Below are 15086 nucleotides of genomic sequence, written 5' to 3'. Positions count from 1 at the left end.
CAGGCGATGCTCGACCATCCAGGCGGTGCAGTTGGGGCATTGGAAGCGATGCCCGCAGGTGCGGCACAGGGTCAACGGGGCATAGCCGCGGCGGTTGAGGAACAGCAGCACCTGCTCCCGCCGCGCCAGCGTCTCGTCGATCGCGTTGACCAGCCGCGGCGCGAGCCAGCGTCCGCGCGGCGGCTGCTCGGCGAGCAGGTCGATCGCCGCGATCGCGGGCATCTCGGCGGCGCCGTAGCGGCCGGGCAGCTTGACCTCGGCATAGCGCCCCAGCGCGACCTGCTGGCGAGTCTCGATCGCCGGGGTGGCGCTGGCGAGGATCACCGGGCAACGCTCGAAATGCCCGCGCATCACCGCGACGTCACGCGCGTGATAATGGACGCCCTCCTCCTGCTTGAAGCTGGTCTCATGCGCCTCGTCGACCACGATCAGGCCGAGATTGGGATAGGGAAGGAACAGCGCGGAGCGCGCGCCGACCGTGACCATCGCCTCGCCGCTGGCGATCGCGCGCCACGCGCGGCGGCGCTGCGACTGGCGCAGGCCCGAGTGCCACGCCACGGGCTCGACCCCGAAGCGCGCGTGGAAGCGCTTGAGAAAAGGCTCGGTGAGCGCGATCTCGGGGAGGAGCACGAGGCTCTGCCTGCCCGCCGCGATCGCCGCGGCGACCGCTTCGAAATAGACTTCGGTCTTGCCCGATCCGGTGACGCCGTCGAGCAGGAAGGGCTGGAACGCCTCCGCGCCGATCGCCTGGCGCAGGATTGCCGCGGCGTCCGCCTGTTCGCGCGACAGCTCGGGCGGCGCGAAGGCCGGGTCGGGAACGGGATAGGGCGTGTCGAGATCGACCGCGACGCCCTCGATCGCGCCGACCTTGACCAGGCCGCGGATCACGCCTTCGGACACATCGGCGATCGTCGCCAGCTCCCGGATCAGCCCCTGGCGGTCGCCGATCCGCTCAAGCGCCTGCTCGCGTTGCGCGGTCATCCGCTCGGGCAACTCGCCGCTCGCGCGATACTCGACGACCGTCTTGCCGCCCTCCAGCGCCGAGGTCGAGCTCAGCGCCATGCGCAGCACCGAGGCGAGCGGCGCGAGATAATAGTTCGCGGTCCACTCGATCAGCCGGCGCAGCGGCGCCGGGATCGGCGGCGCGTCGGCCACGCCCATCAGGTTGCGCAAGCGGTTGTCGCCAACCTCCTCGGTCTGCAGCCGCTCCGCCTCCCACACCACCCCGACGAGCTGGCGGGGGCCGAGCGGCGCAACGACGATCGATCCCGGCTCGACCTCCATGCCATGCGGCACGCGATAATCGAGAGGGCCGAGCGCGGAATTGAGGACGATGACGCGGGCGCGGGACATTCCCGCCCATATCGGCATTCCGGCGCGGGTAGGAAAGCGCTATCGAACGCCGCGAAGGAGTTCCCGCCGATACTGCTCGCTGCCCTGTTGCTGCTCCAGGCCGCCCCTGCTGCGCCGCAATGCATCGCCATGGATACCGGCCTCGCGTCCAATCTGTCCGGCTGGACCGCCCCCGGAGGCGAGTTCGGCGTGAACAAGGCGGCGAGGCTGCAGGCTGGCGAGCTCGCCAAATTCCGCGACGTGCCTGCGGGCGCCAAGCCCGGTGGCGTGGTGATGATCGGGTTCAAGGTCGAGACCGCCGGGCGCTACGGCGTCGCGCTCGATCAGCGGGGCTGGATCGACGTGGTACCGGGTGCCGCGGGCGGGGAAGCGCTCAAGTCCGTCGCGCATGGGCCACGGCCCGGCCTGCTCGACGATCCGCAAGATCGTGCGCTTCGATCTCCGGCCGGGCGTGTATCGCCTCTACCTTACGGGCCTCGATATGCCGGACGCGACGGTCATGCTGGTTGCGAGCGACTAAAGGCTGAGGCCGACGCTCACCGCCAGCGCGTGATCCATCACGTCGCGGTCGCCGCCGCGGCCGAATTGATACTGGTTGAGATAGCCGGCCTCGATCGCCACCAGCTCGCTCGCTTTCCAGTTGACGCCGACGAAGTTGCGCATCCGGTCGTAACCGGCCTGATCGCCCCAGTCGGTGTCCTTGAGCGGGATCAGGCTTTCATGGCTGCCGACCAGGCTGAAATCGCTTTTGCCGAGCGGCAGCGTCGCCTTGACCTGCGGACGTAGGCGATAGCCGGTGTCGTCGCCGTCCGAGCGCCACCGGCTCTCGAGCCGCACCCGCCCCGAAAGCTTGACCGCACCTGCGCTGCCCGACAGACCGAGCTGCACACGCAGCCGGTCCTCGGTGCGCGTGACGGTCCCGCGCGAGTAATTGATGTTGCGCACATAGCCGCCGCCGATCGTCACGCCCTTCGCCATCTGACGCGCGATCAGCGTGTTGATCTCGATCTCATAGAGTCCGCCGGGGTCGTTGCCGAAGCGCGACACGGTATCGAACTCGAACTTGGTCTCCTCGCCCAGAGGCACGCTGACGGCGCCGGTCAGCCACAATTCCTGGTCTTCCTCCTGCGCCAGCGCGGTGGCGGGCAGGAGCAGGACGAAAAGGCAGAGCAGATGGCGCGACATCGGTTCATCCAGGCTAGGCGTCGGCCGCGTTCCGGTGATAGAGGCGGCGCGAACCGCGCGCGACTAGCACGTCGTCATCCAACTGTCACACAACCGAAAAGGCCGCCGCCATGAAGTTCTTCGCCGACACCGCCGACACCAACGACATCCGCGAGCTGGCGGAAGCGGGCCTGCTCGACGGTGTTACCACCAACCCGTCGCTGATCCACAAGGCCGGACGCGATTTCCTTGAGGTGGTCGCGGAAATCTGCCGGATCGTCCCGGGCCCGGTCTCGGCGGAAGTGGTCGCGCTCGACCATGAAGGGATGATGCGCGAGGCCGAGGTGGTGCGGAAGATCGCCGACAATGTCGCGGTCAAGGTGCCGCTGACGATCGACGGGCTCAAGACCTGCAAGGCGCTGACCGACGACGGCACGATGGTCAATGTGACGTTGTGCTTCTCGGCCAACCAGGCGTTGCTCGCGGCCAAGGCCGGCGCGACCTTCGTCTCGCCCTTCGTCGGCCGGCACGACGATATCGGCTTCGACGGGATGCAGTTGATCAGCGACATCCGCCTGATCTACGACAATTACGACTTCGCGACCGAGATCCTGGTCGCCTCGGTCCGTCACCCGATCCACATCCTCGAGGCGGCCAAGCTCGGCGCCGACGTGATGACCGCGCCGCCTGCGGTGATCCGCCAGCTGGTCAAGCACCCGCTGACCGACAAGGGGATCGAGGGCTTCCTCGCCGACTGGGCGAAGACCGGCCAGTCGATCGGCTGATCCGCAAAAAAAAGGCCATCCCGGCGCGCGGCCGGGATGGCCTCTCCCTGCGGGCCATAGGGGTCAGCCCGCGGTGGAGGGATTTTCGAACACCTCTTCGATCACCAGGCCGAACAGGTCGGCGATCTTGAAGGCGAGCGGCAGCGAGGGATCGTAGCGGCCGGTCTCGATCGCATTGACGCTCTGGCGCGAGACCTGGAGCCGCTCGGCCAGATCCTGCTGGCTCCAGCCGCGCTCGGCGCGCAGCACCCGAAGACGGTTCTTCATGCCGCGTCCCCCGCGCGGCGATAATCGCGGATCGCCATCGCGCACTGGGTGACGCTCCACAGGACGCACCACGCGGGGAAGGCCCAGAGCAGGTCGACACTGCCGATCAGGTTCCGCTGCTGGAGAAACCCGAGCGCGGTGGACAGCGTGAGCAGGATGCCGATGCTGATCAGCATCGCGACGGCTTGACGCTTCCGCACATATTCGTCGGTTTCCTCGACCAGATACAGGCCAACGACGATCAGCGATGTGGCGATCGCGATCGCGGGGAGGAGCGACAGCGCGACGAGCCCGGCGGGGGATGGGTCGAAACTCCGCGCCAGCCAGGTCGCGCCGGTGATCAGCACCCCGTAGACCAGCGTCGCGCCGATGAAGCGCCACAGGAACCGCACCGAGGCGGGGGAGATTTCCATGTCAAGCCTCCTTTCTAACTAGACAAGGAAGCTTTACGTCAATGACGCTTTACATGTCAAGCGTGCTTTACCTGGTTCGCAATTGCGCCACCATTTCCGCCGCGAGCAGGCTCAGCGTATCGTCGCGCGCGCCCATGATGACGATGCGGTCGCCGGGCCGAGCGATCGCGACGAGGTGCGCGGCGGCGGCGGCGCGGTCGGGGATGTGACGGGCATCGCGGCCCGAGGCGGCGATGTCCGTGATGATGTCGGCGCTGGTCACCTCGCGGGTCACCGTGCCGCCCTGATAGACCGGATCGGGCAGGACGAGCTGGTCGCCGGGCGCGAGCTTGTCGACGAACATCGCGACCAGCTCGCGGCGCATGACCTTGAGCGGGCCGTAGCCATGCGGCTGGAACAGCGCGAGGATGCGGCCGGGAAAGGCATGGAGCGTGTCGAGCGTGGCGGCGATCTTGTCGGGGTTGTGCCCGAAATCGTCGATCACCGCGATGCCGCCGGCCTCGCCGACCAGCTCGAAGCGGCGGCGCAGGCCGGTGAAGCCCTCGATCGCTCGGGCCGCGTCGGCGAGCGGGATGCCCGCCGCAACCGCCGCCCCGATCGCGGCGAGCGCGTTGGCGACATTGTGCCGTCCAGGCACCGCGAGCCGAACGGGCAGGGTGGCATCGCGTGTCACCAGTTCGAGGCCGATCGTGAATGGCTCGGGCCTCAGGTTGCGGGCCGCGAGATCCGCGTCTCCTTCGACCGCGAAGGTCACGGTGCGGCTGCGGTCGAGCGCCATCGCCAGCGCCGCGCTCTCGGCATCGCCGACATTGACGATCGTGGTGCGCGCCTTGGCCGCGAACTCGCCGAACAGCGTGCGCAGTTCCTCGAGCGACTTGTGGTCGAGGCTGACATTGTTGAGCACCGCGACATGCGGCGCATAAAGCGCGATCGAGCCGTCGCTCTCGTCGACCTCGCTGACGTAGAAGCCGTCGCTGCCGACCAGCGCGCTGGCGAAGGGGGCGTCGGCGCGAACGAAATTCTTCATCACCGCGCCGTTCATCACCGTCGGGTCGCGGCCGAGCGAATGCAGGATCCAGGCGATCATCCCCGTGACGGTCGACTTGCCGCTGGTCCCGGCGACGCCGATCGAGGTGCCCGCGGCATTGAACAGCGCGGCGTTGAGCTCGGCGCGGGTCATCCGCGGGCAGCCGAGCGCGGCCGCCTGCACCATATCGGGCACCGTCTCCTCGACCGCGGCGGAGGCGATCACCGTCTGGTCGGGTGAGACGATGCCGCTGCCGTCCTGCGGGAACAGCTCGATGCCGAGCGCGCGCAGCGCGTCGAACTTGGCGGGGAGGCGGCCCGAATCGAGGCTGCGGTCCGAGCCGGCGACCTTCGCGCCCTGGCCGGCCAGGATCATCGCCAGCGGCATCATGCCGCTGCCGCCGATCCCGACGAAAAAACAGGATTTGCCGTGTTGCATCGCCCCGCGCTATCGGCGCTTGTGCCTGGTTCAGCAAGGCTGAACCGGTTGCGGGCCGGTACCGCACAACGAAAGGGCAAGGCATGCGGATCGGCGTCGTCGCACCGGCAAGGACAGTCAGCGCGGAATCGGCGGCGCGGATGCAGGCGTTCATGGCGCTGACCTGGCCCCGCCACGAGATCGTCTTCCACCCGCAATGCTTCATCATCGAGGGCCATTTCGCGGGGCCGGACGAGGTGCGCGCGGCCGCGTTCCTGGAGTTCGCCAACGATCCCGCGTTCGACGCGATCTGGTTCGCGCGCGGCGGCTACGGCTCGAACCGCATCCTCGACATGGCGATGCCGCAGCTCGGCCCGGCGGCGCGCAACAAGACCTATATCGGCTATTCGGACATGGGGTTCATGCTCGGCGCGCTCTATGCCCGCCGCATCGGCCGTCAGGCGCACGGCTCGATGGCGAGCGCGATGGGGCGCGAGGACAAGGGCGTCGATGCCGGCTGGGTGCTCGGCTGGCTGATCGACGGCGACCGCCGCGGGCTCGAGCCGACGCTCGACGGCCGCCCCGCCGCCGCATTCAACCTCGCTATCCTCACCGCGATGATCGGCACGCCGTGGCTGCCCGACCTCACCGATCATGTCCTGCACATCGAGGAAGTGAGCGAAGCGATGTACCGGATCGACCGGATGCTGTTCCAGATGGCGCATGCCACGCAGCTCAAGGGACTGGCTGGCGTCCGGCTCGGCGCGGTGACGGACGTGCCCGACAACGACGTGCCGTTCGGCGAGAGCCTCGACCAGATGATGATCCGCTGGTGCCGCGAGATGGGCGTGCCCTATCTCGGCCGTTCGGGCATCGGGCACATCGCGCTCAACCGTGTGGTGCCGTTCGGGGTGGCCTGAAGCGGAATCATCCTCCCCGCCGCGGCGGGGCGAGCGCATGCGACATTGGGCCCGGAGGGGCAGGGGAGCGATCGAGGCGTCCCCGGGCTGAAACTTTACACTAGCTTTACACTATCGCGAGCGCCCGCGAAGTTGACGGATTCGCGCGGCCGGTGATCGACGGTTCGAAGAGCGGCCGGGACATGATCCTTGGCAGCGGCAGTGCAGCAGGCGAATTCCAACATTGCAAGGGGAAGAAGCGAGCTTCCAATTCTTTCCCCGGGACAGGGGAAGATTGGATATCGACCGTCCTACAGCCCGATCAGCCCCGCCGCCTGCAGCTCGGCCTGCGCCTGGCGATAGAGCTTCGGCTCTTCGATCCCCAGCCGCTTGCGCGCGGCATCGAGCGGCTCGTACATCAGCGCCTCATAATCCTCGCCCGAAAGCCAGGACGCGCGCTTGCCGTGGCGGCGCCCTTCGAGCACGGCCTTGGCGAAGGTGGACCTGCCGGTGACCTTCAGGCTCTTGAGCGCGGCGCCGGCGGCGATGAACGCCCAGCCGAGCCCGCCGGTCTGCGAATAGGAGAAGGCGACAAGACACGCCTCGCCCAGCGGCTCGTCGGCCTGATAGCCGGTGAGGATATGCCAGATGTCGTGGATGTCGCGCTCGCGCCGGCCGAACCAGGCATGCGGATGCTCCACGCCGCGCTCGACCTCGGCATCGGAATAGCTGACGTCGGCGAGGCCCTGCGCCGAATAGCCGGTGCGGTCGAGGAACGCGCGATAGGCGGCGCCGACGCTGCCCTCGGGCAGCGAATCGATCCATGCGCGGTCGGAGAAGCGCTGCGACAGCTCGAGCCGCTGATAGGCGAGGCGGCCGCCCTGGGCGGTGGAGAGCAGGCGGCGATAATTCTTCTGCACCGTGTCGCCGTTGAGCGCGCGCATGATGCGGAACACCTGCACGGTATCGTCGGCGTTGCCGAGGAGGCGCAGCAGCGCGCGCAGCGCCGTGCCCCATTCGCGCTTGCGGGGCTTGCCCCAGTCGATCGCCTGGGAACCATTGGGTTGCGCTTGCGTCGCCATATTCGCCTGCCTTTACTGACAAGCGTGTTAATAAGCGATTATCGTCCGCGGTTCAAGAGGCGGTCAGACTCGCATCGGCATCAGGACGTACAGCGCGGGCGACTTGTCGTTCTCGCGGATCAGCGTCGGCGCGGCGGCATCGGCGAGATGCACTTCGACCAGATCGCCCTCGACCTGCGCCAGGATGTCCATCAGGTAGCGCGAGTTGAAGCCGATCTCGAACGGCTGGGCGGCATAGTCGCCCGGCACGTCCTCGGCCGCGGTGCCGTTGTCGGGGCTGGTGACCGACAGGGTGATGCGGTCGCGGTCGAGCGCCATCTTGACCGCGCGGGTCTTCTCGGTGGCGATGGTCGAGACGCGGTCGACGCCCTCCATGAAGCTCTTGGGATCGATCTTGAGGATCTTGTCGTTCCCGGTCGGGATCACGCGGCTGTAGTCGGGGAAGGTGCCGTCGATCAGCTTCGAGGTGAGGATCGCGGCGCCGAGGTCGAAGCGGATCTTCGATCCCGACAGCGACACGCCGACCGATCCGTCGACCTCGTCGAGCAGCTTGCGCAGCTCGGCGACGCATTTGCGCGGCACGATCACATCGGGCATCGAGTCGGCCCCGTCGGGGCGCGCCACGGTGACGCGGGCGAGGCGGTGGCCGTCGGTCGCCGCGGCCTTCAGCGTGTCGTCGGCGACGTGCAGGAAGATGCCGTTGAGATAGTAGCGCGTCTCCTCGGTCGAGATCGCGAAGCGGGTCTTGTCGATGATCTGCTTGAGCGTCTCGGCGGCGAGCTCGAACACGGTCGGCAGCTCACCCTCGGCGATCACCGGGAAGTCGTCGCGCGGCAGTGTGCCGAGCTCGAACTTGGCGCGGCCGGCGTTGATCTTGATCTTGCCCTCGGCGGCGGTCAGCTCGACCTGCGCGCCCTCGGGCAGCTTGCGCGCGATGTCGAACAGCGTGTGCGCGGGGACGGTGGTGGCGCCGGCCTGGTCGACCGCGGCGGGCACGGTCTCGTCGATCTGCAGGTCGAGATCGGTCGCCATCAGCCGCAGCGAGCCCTCGGCCGAAGCCTCGATCAGCACGTTGGACAGGATCGGAATGGTGTTGCGCCGCTCCACCACGGACTGGACGTGGCTCAGGCCCCGGAGCAGCGTTGCGCGTTCAATCGTCGCTTTCATGTGTATTCAAACCCCCGGCCGGGCGGCCTCAAGAACTGTCGCCTGTCAGACGGCGCACGGATTGCCGTCGGAAGTTCGAGATATCCTTAACGTGAAAAAGGGCCGGAGCAAGCCGCCCCGGCCCTTTCCATCGCATCATTTGTGGACGACGCGGTCCGGTATCCGCCTCAGAAGCGGACGCCGACGCCCGCGACGACCTGATGACGGTCGATGTCGATGTCGTAGCCGTCGATCGAGCCGTAGTTCGAGTAGCGGTACTCGCCCTTCAGATACATGTTGTTCGAGAGCTTGAACTCGGCGCCGGCGCCGAGGCGATAGCCCTCCATGTCCTCGCTGATGTCGGTCCGCGTGGTCGGCGTCTCGTAGACGGTGTCGATCCGGGCGTTGGTGTAGCCGCCCTTGGCGTAGATCAGCGTGGTCGGCGTGATCGCGGCGCCGATGCGGCCGCCGAGATAGATGTCGCGGCCCATGTCGACGCGCAGGCGGTCGCCCGCGGTGAGCAGGCTGTCGGCGCGCGTGTCGACGCTCGACCCGGTCAGCTCGGCCTCGGCGCCGATCACCGCGCCGCCCAGCTGGACGTCATAGCCGATCGCGCCGCCATAGGTGACGCCGTCGCTCGAGCCGGCATCGCCGTCGGTGCCGTCGCTCATCGTGTCGTAGCCGACCACGCCCTCGGCGCGGAATCCGGTGAAGGGCGCGACCTCATCCTGCGCGAACGCCGGGCTGGCGAGCGCGCTCGCGGCCAATGCGGCAAGAACCAGTTTACGCATAAATACTCCTGTACTGATACACACCCGCTTGGGGCAGGGACCGGCTCAATGCGCCAGATCATGCTGCGTTGCATGAACCTCAGCTAAACGCGGAAAACCGTTGCTTTTGCGCCACAGCGCGCCGTAGATTCGGGTTCGACGACGCGGCCGCAGCATCGGCCGGGCGAAGGGTGGGGGCGGCGCCATGGCACGCAGGGGACGCGACTTCATCGCCCGGCATGGCGAGACGGTTTTCAACGCCGCGCGGCGATTGCAGGGCGATCATCCGCACACGCCGCTCACCCGCACCGGGTTCGCGCAAGCGGACGAAATGGGCCGTGCGCTGCGCGCCTATCTCGGCGCGAAACCGAAGCTGACGCTGCGGGCGTCGGACACCGGGCGCGCGCTGCAGACGCTGGCGGTGATCGCCGAGCATCTCGAGCTCGACTGGCACGGCGCGCGGCGAGACTCGCGGCTGACCGAGATCGGCATGGGCGCATGGGGCGGGCGCTATTATGCCGAGGTGATCGCCGAGGGCGGCGACGTGATCGCGCCGGACGGACTGGTGCGGCCCCCGCCCGACGGCGAACGCTATCACCAGATCGCCGAGCGCGTATCGGGCTGGCTCGCCGATACCGATGACGATCCCGGCGACCGGCTGGTGATCATGCACGGCATCTCGAGCCGCGTGCTGCGCGGCGTGATGACCGGCGGCGACGCGCATCCCGAGTTCGAGACGCCCGTCGCGGCGGGGTTGCCGCAGGGGTCGCTGGTGATGATCGCCGAGCGCCGGGAAACCGTGATCCACACCGGCACCGGGCACGCGCCGGCATGATCGCCGCGCTGGCCCTTCTCGCCGCGCTGCAGGGGCAGGGGCGCGAATCGCTGGGGGTGTTCGACAGCTGGGGCGCGTTCCGCGATGCCGCGCCGGCGCGCTGCTATGCGATCAGCCAGCCGCCGCAGCGCCGCGGCGGCGGCGCCTTTGCCAGCATCGCCAGTTGGCCGCGCACGGGCGCGCGCAACCAGCTGCATATCCGCCTCAGCCGCGCGCGCGATCCGCGTGCCAAGGTGACCCTGTCGGTGGGCGAGCGCCGCTTCGAGCTGATGGCCGGGCCGAGCGACGCCTGGGCGCCGGACGCCCGCACCGATGCCGCGATCGTCGCGGCGATGCGCTCCAGCCGGAGCATGAGCGTGGAAAGCCTGGCGAGAGGCGGCGGCGCCTTCGTGGATGTCTATGCCCTGAAGGGCGCAGCCACCGCGATCGACGCCGCCGCCTTGGGCTGCGCGCGGCGCTAGGCCGGTCCGCGCAACCCGGGGGGGCCGGGGATTACTGCTGCGTCGGCGCCGGCGAAGGCGACGCCTGCTGCTCGGCGACGATCGCCGCCTGGACCTTTGCCTGAAGTGCGGTGTCGGCCTGCGAGGCCTGCGCGATCTGGTTGAAACGCGTCGGCTCGAGACCGCTGGCGGTCACCGCCTCGGCCATCTTCTTCTGCTTGTCCGCCGCGACGATCGCGGCGTCCTTGCTGATCTTGTCGGCGGCGAGCGCGGCCTTGGCGAACTTCTTGACTTCATCGTCGGTCACCGGAGCCGGCGCCGCCGGAGTCGCGGGCGCAGCTGCCTGGGGAGCCGGGGCCGGTGCCGCGGTGTCCTGCGCGAGCGCCGGCGTGGCGATCAGCGTGGCGCCGGCGAGCAGCACGGCATGACGGAAATGGATCATTCGAAAACTCCAGATACGGGAAGAATTGGGTTCCCCCGTGCGCAAGGCTTCCAAGGCGCGCTGTGCATCGCAACCGCGCATCGACGCGCCGTGGCAGGCACGGGACGGGCCGGGGAGTGGAATTGCCCCGCATTTTCGCCTATATGCGCCCGATGCAGACAGCTCCGGCGCCTCTTATGCCCATCCCCGGGCACATCGATCCCGTGCCCGTCCCGCGCGATTTGAAACCGCGCGCCGACGGACGAATCGACTTGCTTGGCCTGTCGAAGCACGACTTGCGCATGGCGCTCGAGACCTCGCAGCTCGAGCCCAGGCAGGCGAAATTGCGCGCGAAGCAGCTGTGGCACTGGATCTACAATCGCGGCGTCACCGACTTCAGCCTGATGACCGACATTTCGAAAGCGATGCAGCCCTGGCTGGCGCAGCGATTCGTCATCTCGCGTCCGCAAGTGGTCGAGGCGCAGGTCTCGACCGACGGCACGCGCAAGTGGCTGCTCCGCTCGGACGACGGGCAGGACTATGAGATGGTGTTCATCCCCGATGCCGACCGGGGAACGCTTTGCGTGTCGAGCCAGGTGGGCTGCACGCTCAACTGCCGCTTCTGCCACACCGGCACGATGCGCCTCGTCCGCAACCTCGAGCCGGGCGAGATCGTCGGCCAGGTGATGCTGGCGCGCGACGCGCTCGGGGAATGGCCGAGCCAGCCCGAGGGGCGCATGCTCACCAACATCGTGATGATGGGCATGGGCGAGCCGCTCTACAATTTCGACAATGTCCGCGACGCGCTCAGGATCGTGATGGACGGCGATGGCCTTGCGCTGTCGAAGCGGCGCATCACCCTGTCGACCAGCGGCGTGGTGCCGATGATGGAGCGCGCGGGCGAGGAGATCGGGGTCAACCTCGCGGTCTCGCTGCACGCGGTGACCAAGGAGATCCGCGACGAGATCGTGCCCTTGAACCGCAAGTTCGGGATCGAGGAGCTGCTCCAGGCCTGCGCCGACTATCCCGGCGCCAACAACGCGCGGCGCATCACCTTCGAATATGTGATGCTCAAGGACAAGAACGACAGCGACGCCGACGCGCATGAGCTCGTCCGGCTGATCAAGAAATACAAGCTGCCGGCCAAGGTCAATCTGATCCCGTTCAATCCCTGGCCCGGCGCGCCGTACGAATGCTCGACGCCCGAGCGGATCGCGCGGTTCAGCGAGATCATCTTCGAATCAGGCTATTCCGCCCCGGTGCGCACCCCGCGCGGCCGCGACATCGACGCGGCGTGCGGCCAGCTCAAGACCGCGGCGGAGAGGAAGTCGCGCGCCGAGCTCGACCGGCTCGCCGAGGAGAAGCAAGCCGCGCTTGGCTAACCGGCCGCCTTGGTGAAGGCCAGCCATGTCCAGCTGACGCCGTTCGCCCGGCTCGCCGGATGCACTGCGGCCGTTTCCGCCTGACGGATCGGACGCAAGCCGGCCGCACCCGCCAGATCGATCGCCTCTTCGGCAGAGGTGGGGTAGCTGTGGGGACCAAGCGCACCCGGCTCATGACGCAGCGACAGGATGAGCCTGCCGCCCGGCGCGGTCATCTCGCCGAGTTTCGGCATCGCGCGTGCGCGTTCCGGCATGTCGAGATGGTGCCAGACGGCGCATAGCAGCACCAGATCGAAAGGACCGCGTCGCACCGTCTCGACGAGCTCGGGAAGCTGATCGTCGAGCCATTCGATCGCATCGCCGTGGAGCGCCATACCGGCTTCCCGGAACGCGCCGACGGGCTCGACCGCCATGACGCGATGGCCCTGCCGCGCCAACCATGCGGCATCCCGCCCGGTGCCGGCGCCAATGTCCACGATCCGGGCGGGCGCGTCGGGGAAAAGGTCGAGCACGGAAGCGTAAATCTGTTCGGGAGGAAGCGCGTCATAACCCGCGATCAGCTCAGGGGTCGCGTTCGCGGCATAGTCTGTAATCGCGTTGTCCATCCGATCCACCTCCATCAGGCCAGCCGATATTGAGCGCGCCCGGGTTTCTGGCATAGGGCGTTTCGATGAACTGGCCCGACCTTCTGCTCGCCGCCTTCGCAGGGATCGTCGGCGGGGCGATGAACGGGCTGGCCGGCGGGGGTTCCTTCTTCACCTTGCCGGTGCTGATCGCACTCGGTCTGCCCGCGAACATCGCCAACGCCACCTCCAACGTCGCGTTGCTGCCCGGCGCGGCGGCGAGCGCATGGGGGTTCCGCGAAGAGCTCGGCCCGGTGGCCGGGCTGTCGGTCTTGCTGCTCGCGACGATCACCTTCGTCGCCGGGCTCGCCGGCAGCCTGCTGCTGGTGCTGACGCCGAGCGACACGTTCGACATCGTCATTCCCTGGCTGCTGCTGTTCGCCTTCGTCGTGATGATCTTCGGCAAGCGCGCCGCCGACTGGCTGCACGCGCGCGTCACGATCGGGCGGCCGACCTTGATCGGCGCGCAGTCGCTGCTCGGCGTCTATGGCGGCTATTTCGGCGGCGGGGTCGGGCTGATGACCACAGCGGTCTACGGGTTGCTCGCCAACATCCAGCCGCGCGAACTGTTCGCGATCCGCACGCTGATGCTGGCGATCGCCAATCTCGCCGCGGCGTTCGTGTTCATCGCCTTCGCGATGGTGTGGTGGTGGGCGTGCCTGCCGATGCTCGCCGGATCGATCCTCGGCGGCTGGGCGGGCGCGGCGATCGGGAAGCGGCTGTCCGCGCGCGCGGTTCGCGTGTGGACATTGCTGGTGACGGCCGCGACGACGGTGATCTTCTTCGCCCGCGCTTACGGCTGAGCGTCGACAGCCCGTTTCACATCCTCCCCCTGGCGGGGGAGGATTCGTTCTTTCCTAGGCCGCCGAGCGGCACTCGCGGCGGCGCGGGAAGGAGGCTTCCCACCAGTCGCCGATGGCATCGATCATCGGCATCAGCTCGGCGCCGGGCGCGCTCAGGCGATACTCGACCTTGAGCGGGAAGCCGTCATAGGCCGTGCGCTCGACCAGCCCGGCTTCCTCGAGCTTGCGCAGCTCGAGCGTCAGGATGCGGTGCGAGATGGTCGGGTTGTCGCGCTGCAGCTCGCTGAAGCGCTTGGGCCCTTCCTTGAGATAATAGAGCAGCAGGGTCGCCCAGCGCCCGCTCAGCACGCGCATCGCATCCTCGATCGGGCAGCTCGACACCACGTCCTGCATCAACTCGCTCCAGTCACATTTTTGTGCGTAATTTACTTGGGCGCGGGGCTCCCTAAATGCCAGTCCAGCCGCGCGGTGATCCCCCAAGATCACGGAGAATATCATGGAACCGACCCTGCTTTACGGCTTCCCGCTGGGGAGCTCGATGGGGCTTGTCGCCGCGCTCGAATGGCTCGGCCAGCCTTATCGCCTGTCGCGCGTCGACATGTTGAACGAGATGAAGAACGCGGAATATCGCCGCATCAACCCGCGCGGGGAGACCCCGGTGCTGCTCACCGGCGACGGCCGCGTGCTGACCGAGACGATGGCGATCGCGCTGTGGATCGAAGCCCGCGATACCGAGCGCCGCGTCAGCTTCGATCCCGGCACGGCGCAGGCCGACCGGCTGCACCAGCTGATCGGCTTCATCAACACCGGCTTCACCGCCGCTTTCACCCCTTATTGGGTCGCGCTGGAGCAGGAGGACGCGGACCCGGACTACAAGGCGGCGCTGCGCCGGCTCGGCTACCAGGGGGTGCACGACCGGCATGCCCGGATGGAGGAGCTGATCGGCGACTCGCCCTATCTGCTCGGCGACCGGCCGACGCTGGCGGACGGGGTGTTCATCGGCGTCGCGCGCTGGGGCGCCTTCCACCAAGCGGTGGAAACCGGCGAATACCCCAGGACCCAGGCGCTGATCGCGCGGCTGATGGCCGATCCCGCGGTCGCCTTCGCCCAGGCGCGCGAGGACGGCGCGACGCCGCCCGGCAACGGCGCCTGCCTTGGCGAGATTCCGCTCGCCGACATCCTGCGCGACCACGCGTGAGCCGCCTTGCCGCTGGCGCTTCCCCGGCGCCGGCGGCATAAGGGGCCGTGGCCAGTGAACC

Annotated in this window: 20 protein-coding genes; 8 read left to right on the top strand and 12 right to left on the bottom strand. The window is 68.2% G+C overall.

Annotated features, from left to right (window positions below):
* Positions 1-1353: primosomal protein N' (priA, locus tag ABDV68_RS13315; RefSeq protein WP_343520509.1), on the bottom strand; the 1353-nt coding region annotated here is incomplete at its 3' end.
* Between the two features lie 39 nt (positions 1354-1392).
* A complete protein-coding gene (locus ABDV68_RS13310; RefSeq protein ID WP_343520508.1) occupies positions 1393-1743 on the bottom strand; it encodes a hypothetical protein in 351 nt (116 codons plus the stop codon).
* Here ABDV68_RS13310 and ABDV68_RS13305 point away from each other — a divergent pair.
* Positions 1742-1873, top strand: coding sequence for a hypothetical protein (locus tag ABDV68_RS13305; protein ID WP_343520507.1), 132 nt, complete (start codon positions 1742-1744; stop codon positions 1871-1873). The two genes, ABDV68_RS13310 and ABDV68_RS13305, sit on opposite strands and share 2 nt — an antisense overlap.
* On the opposite strand, the gene ABDV68_RS13300 is transcribed toward ABDV68_RS13305, so the two are convergent.
* Complete coding sequence (locus tag ABDV68_RS13300) at positions 1870-2538, bottom strand: DUF2490 domain-containing protein (protein WP_343520506.1); 669 nt, start codon at positions 2536-2538, stop codon at positions 1870-1872. The two genes, ABDV68_RS13305 and ABDV68_RS13300, sit on opposite strands and share 4 nt — an antisense overlap.
* A gap of 110 nt (positions 2539-2648) precedes the next feature.
* On the opposite strand from ABDV68_RS13300, the gene fsa reads away from it, so the two are divergent.
* Positions 2649-3302 carry a fructose-6-phosphate aldolase gene (gene fsa / locus ABDV68_RS13295; RefSeq protein ID WP_343520505.1) on the top strand — a complete coding sequence of 218 codons (654 nt, stop codon included), beginning with the start codon at positions 2649-2651 and terminating at the stop codon, positions 3300-3302.
* Between the two features lie 63 nt (positions 3303-3365).
* Here fsa and ABDV68_RS13290 read toward each other — a convergent pair whose 3' ends face one another.
* The 3 genes from ABDV68_RS13290 to ABDV68_RS13280 all read right to left on the bottom strand — a co-directional run bounded on the left by ABDV68_RS13290 (position 3366) and on the right by ABDV68_RS13280 (position 5447).
* Positions 3366-3569 carry a helix-turn-helix transcriptional regulator gene (locus ABDV68_RS13290; RefSeq protein WP_343520504.1) on the bottom strand — a complete coding sequence of 68 codons (204 nt, stop codon included), beginning with the start codon at positions 3567-3569 and terminating at the stop codon, positions 3366-3368.
* Positions 3566-3982, bottom strand: a complete 417-nt coding sequence (locus tag ABDV68_RS13285) for a hypothetical protein (protein ID WP_343520503.1) — start codon at positions 3980-3982, stop codon at positions 3566-3568. Before ABDV68_RS13285 ends, ABDV68_RS13290 begins: the two co-directional genes overlap by 4 nt.
* 67 nt (positions 3983-4049) lie before the next feature.
* A complete protein-coding gene (locus ABDV68_RS13280) occupies positions 4050-5447 on the bottom strand; it encodes a Mur ligase family protein (RefSeq protein ID WP_343520502.1) in 1398 nt (465 codons plus the stop codon).
* 83 nt (positions 5448-5530) lie between these two features.
* Between ABDV68_RS13280 and ABDV68_RS13275 the strand changes: the two genes are divergently transcribed.
* Complete coding sequence (locus tag ABDV68_RS13275) at positions 5531-6346, top strand: LD-carboxypeptidase (protein ID WP_343520501.1); 816 nt, start codon at positions 5531-5533, stop codon at positions 6344-6346.
* 290 nt (positions 6347-6636) lie between these two features.
* Here ABDV68_RS13275 and ABDV68_RS13270 read toward each other — a convergent pair whose 3' ends face one another.
* From ABDV68_RS13270 to ABDV68_RS13260, 3 genes are all read right to left on the bottom strand, one after another.
* Positions 6637-7407, bottom strand: coding sequence for a Coq4 family protein (locus ABDV68_RS13270; RefSeq protein WP_343520499.1), 771 nt, complete (start codon positions 7405-7407; stop codon positions 6637-6639).
* Between the two features lie 63 nt (positions 7408-7470).
* A complete protein-coding gene (gene dnaN, locus ABDV68_RS13265; protein WP_343520498.1) occupies positions 7471-8574 on the bottom strand; it encodes a DNA polymerase III subunit beta in 1104 nt (367 codons plus the stop codon).
* 167 nt (positions 8575-8741) lie between these two features.
* Positions 8742-9344: an outer membrane beta-barrel protein gene (locus ABDV68_RS13260; RefSeq protein WP_343520497.1), complete on the bottom strand. Its 603-nt coding sequence runs from the start codon at positions 9342-9344 to the stop codon at positions 8742-8744.
* 184 nt (positions 9345-9528) lie between these two features.
* Here ABDV68_RS13260 and ABDV68_RS13255 point away from each other — a divergent pair, with 184 nt between their 5' ends.
* Positions 9529-10158 carry a phosphoglycerate mutase family protein gene (locus ABDV68_RS13255; RefSeq protein ID WP_343520495.1) on the top strand — a complete coding sequence of 210 codons (630 nt, stop codon included), beginning with the start codon at positions 9529-9531 and terminating at the stop codon, positions 10156-10158.
* A complete protein-coding gene (locus ABDV68_RS13250) occupies positions 10155-10619 on the top strand; it encodes a hypothetical protein (RefSeq protein ID WP_343520494.1) in 465 nt (154 codons plus the stop codon). The genes ABDV68_RS13255 and ABDV68_RS13250 overlap by 4 nt, the downstream gene beginning before the upstream one ends.
* Positions 10620-10650: 31 nt before the next feature.
* Here the strand turns inward: ABDV68_RS13250 and ABDV68_RS13245 are convergent, their stop codons facing one another.
* Positions 10651-11040, bottom strand: a complete 390-nt coding sequence (locus tag ABDV68_RS13245; protein ID WP_343520493.1) for a DUF4168 domain-containing protein — start codon at positions 11038-11040, stop codon at positions 10651-10653.
* A gap of 176 nt (positions 11041-11216) precedes the next feature.
* Here ABDV68_RS13245 and rlmN point away from each other — a divergent pair, with 176 nt between their 5' ends.
* Entirely contained in the window at positions 11217-12401 is a 1185-nt protein-coding gene (gene rlmN, locus ABDV68_RS13240; protein ID WP_343520492.1) for a 23S rRNA (adenine(2503)-C(2))-methyltransferase RlmN, read from the top strand.
* Here rlmN and ABDV68_RS13235 read toward each other — a convergent pair.
* Positions 12398-13006, bottom strand: a complete 609-nt coding sequence (locus ABDV68_RS13235) for a class I SAM-dependent methyltransferase (protein WP_343520491.1) — start codon at positions 13004-13006, stop codon at positions 12398-12400. The genes rlmN and ABDV68_RS13235 overlap by 4 nt on opposite strands.
* A 65-nt stretch (positions 13007-13071) precedes the next feature.
* On the opposite strand from ABDV68_RS13235, the gene ABDV68_RS13230 reads away from it, so the two are divergent.
* On the top strand, positions 13072-13827 hold the full coding sequence (locus tag ABDV68_RS13230) for a sulfite exporter TauE/SafE family protein (RefSeq protein WP_343520490.1): 756 nt from the start codon (positions 13072-13074) through the stop codon (positions 13825-13827).
* A gap of 54 nt (positions 13828-13881) precedes the next feature.
* On the opposite strand, the gene ABDV68_RS13225 is transcribed toward ABDV68_RS13230, so the two are convergent.
* The gene (locus ABDV68_RS13225) at positions 13882-14220 is read right to left on the bottom strand and encodes a helix-turn-helix domain-containing protein (RefSeq protein WP_343520489.1); all 339 of its coding nucleotides are present in this window, start codon (positions 14218-14220) and stop codon (positions 13882-13884) included.
* A gap of 103 nt (positions 14221-14323) precedes the next feature.
* Here ABDV68_RS13225 and ABDV68_RS13220 point away from each other — a divergent pair, with 103 nt between their 5' ends.
* Complete coding sequence (locus ABDV68_RS13220) at positions 14324-15025, top strand: glutathione S-transferase family protein (RefSeq protein ID WP_343520488.1); 702 nt, start codon at positions 14324-14326, stop codon at positions 15023-15025.
* Positions 15026-15086: the final 61 nt, after the last annotated feature.

Source organism: Sphingomonas sp. (genome assembly GCF_039595165.1).
Lineage (GTDB): Bacteria > Pseudomonadota > Alphaproteobacteria > Sphingomonadales > Sphingomonadaceae > Sphingomonas.
The sequence above is the reverse complement of the archived record's forward strand: the minus strand, read 5'-3'. Positions and strand labels throughout refer to the sequence as shown.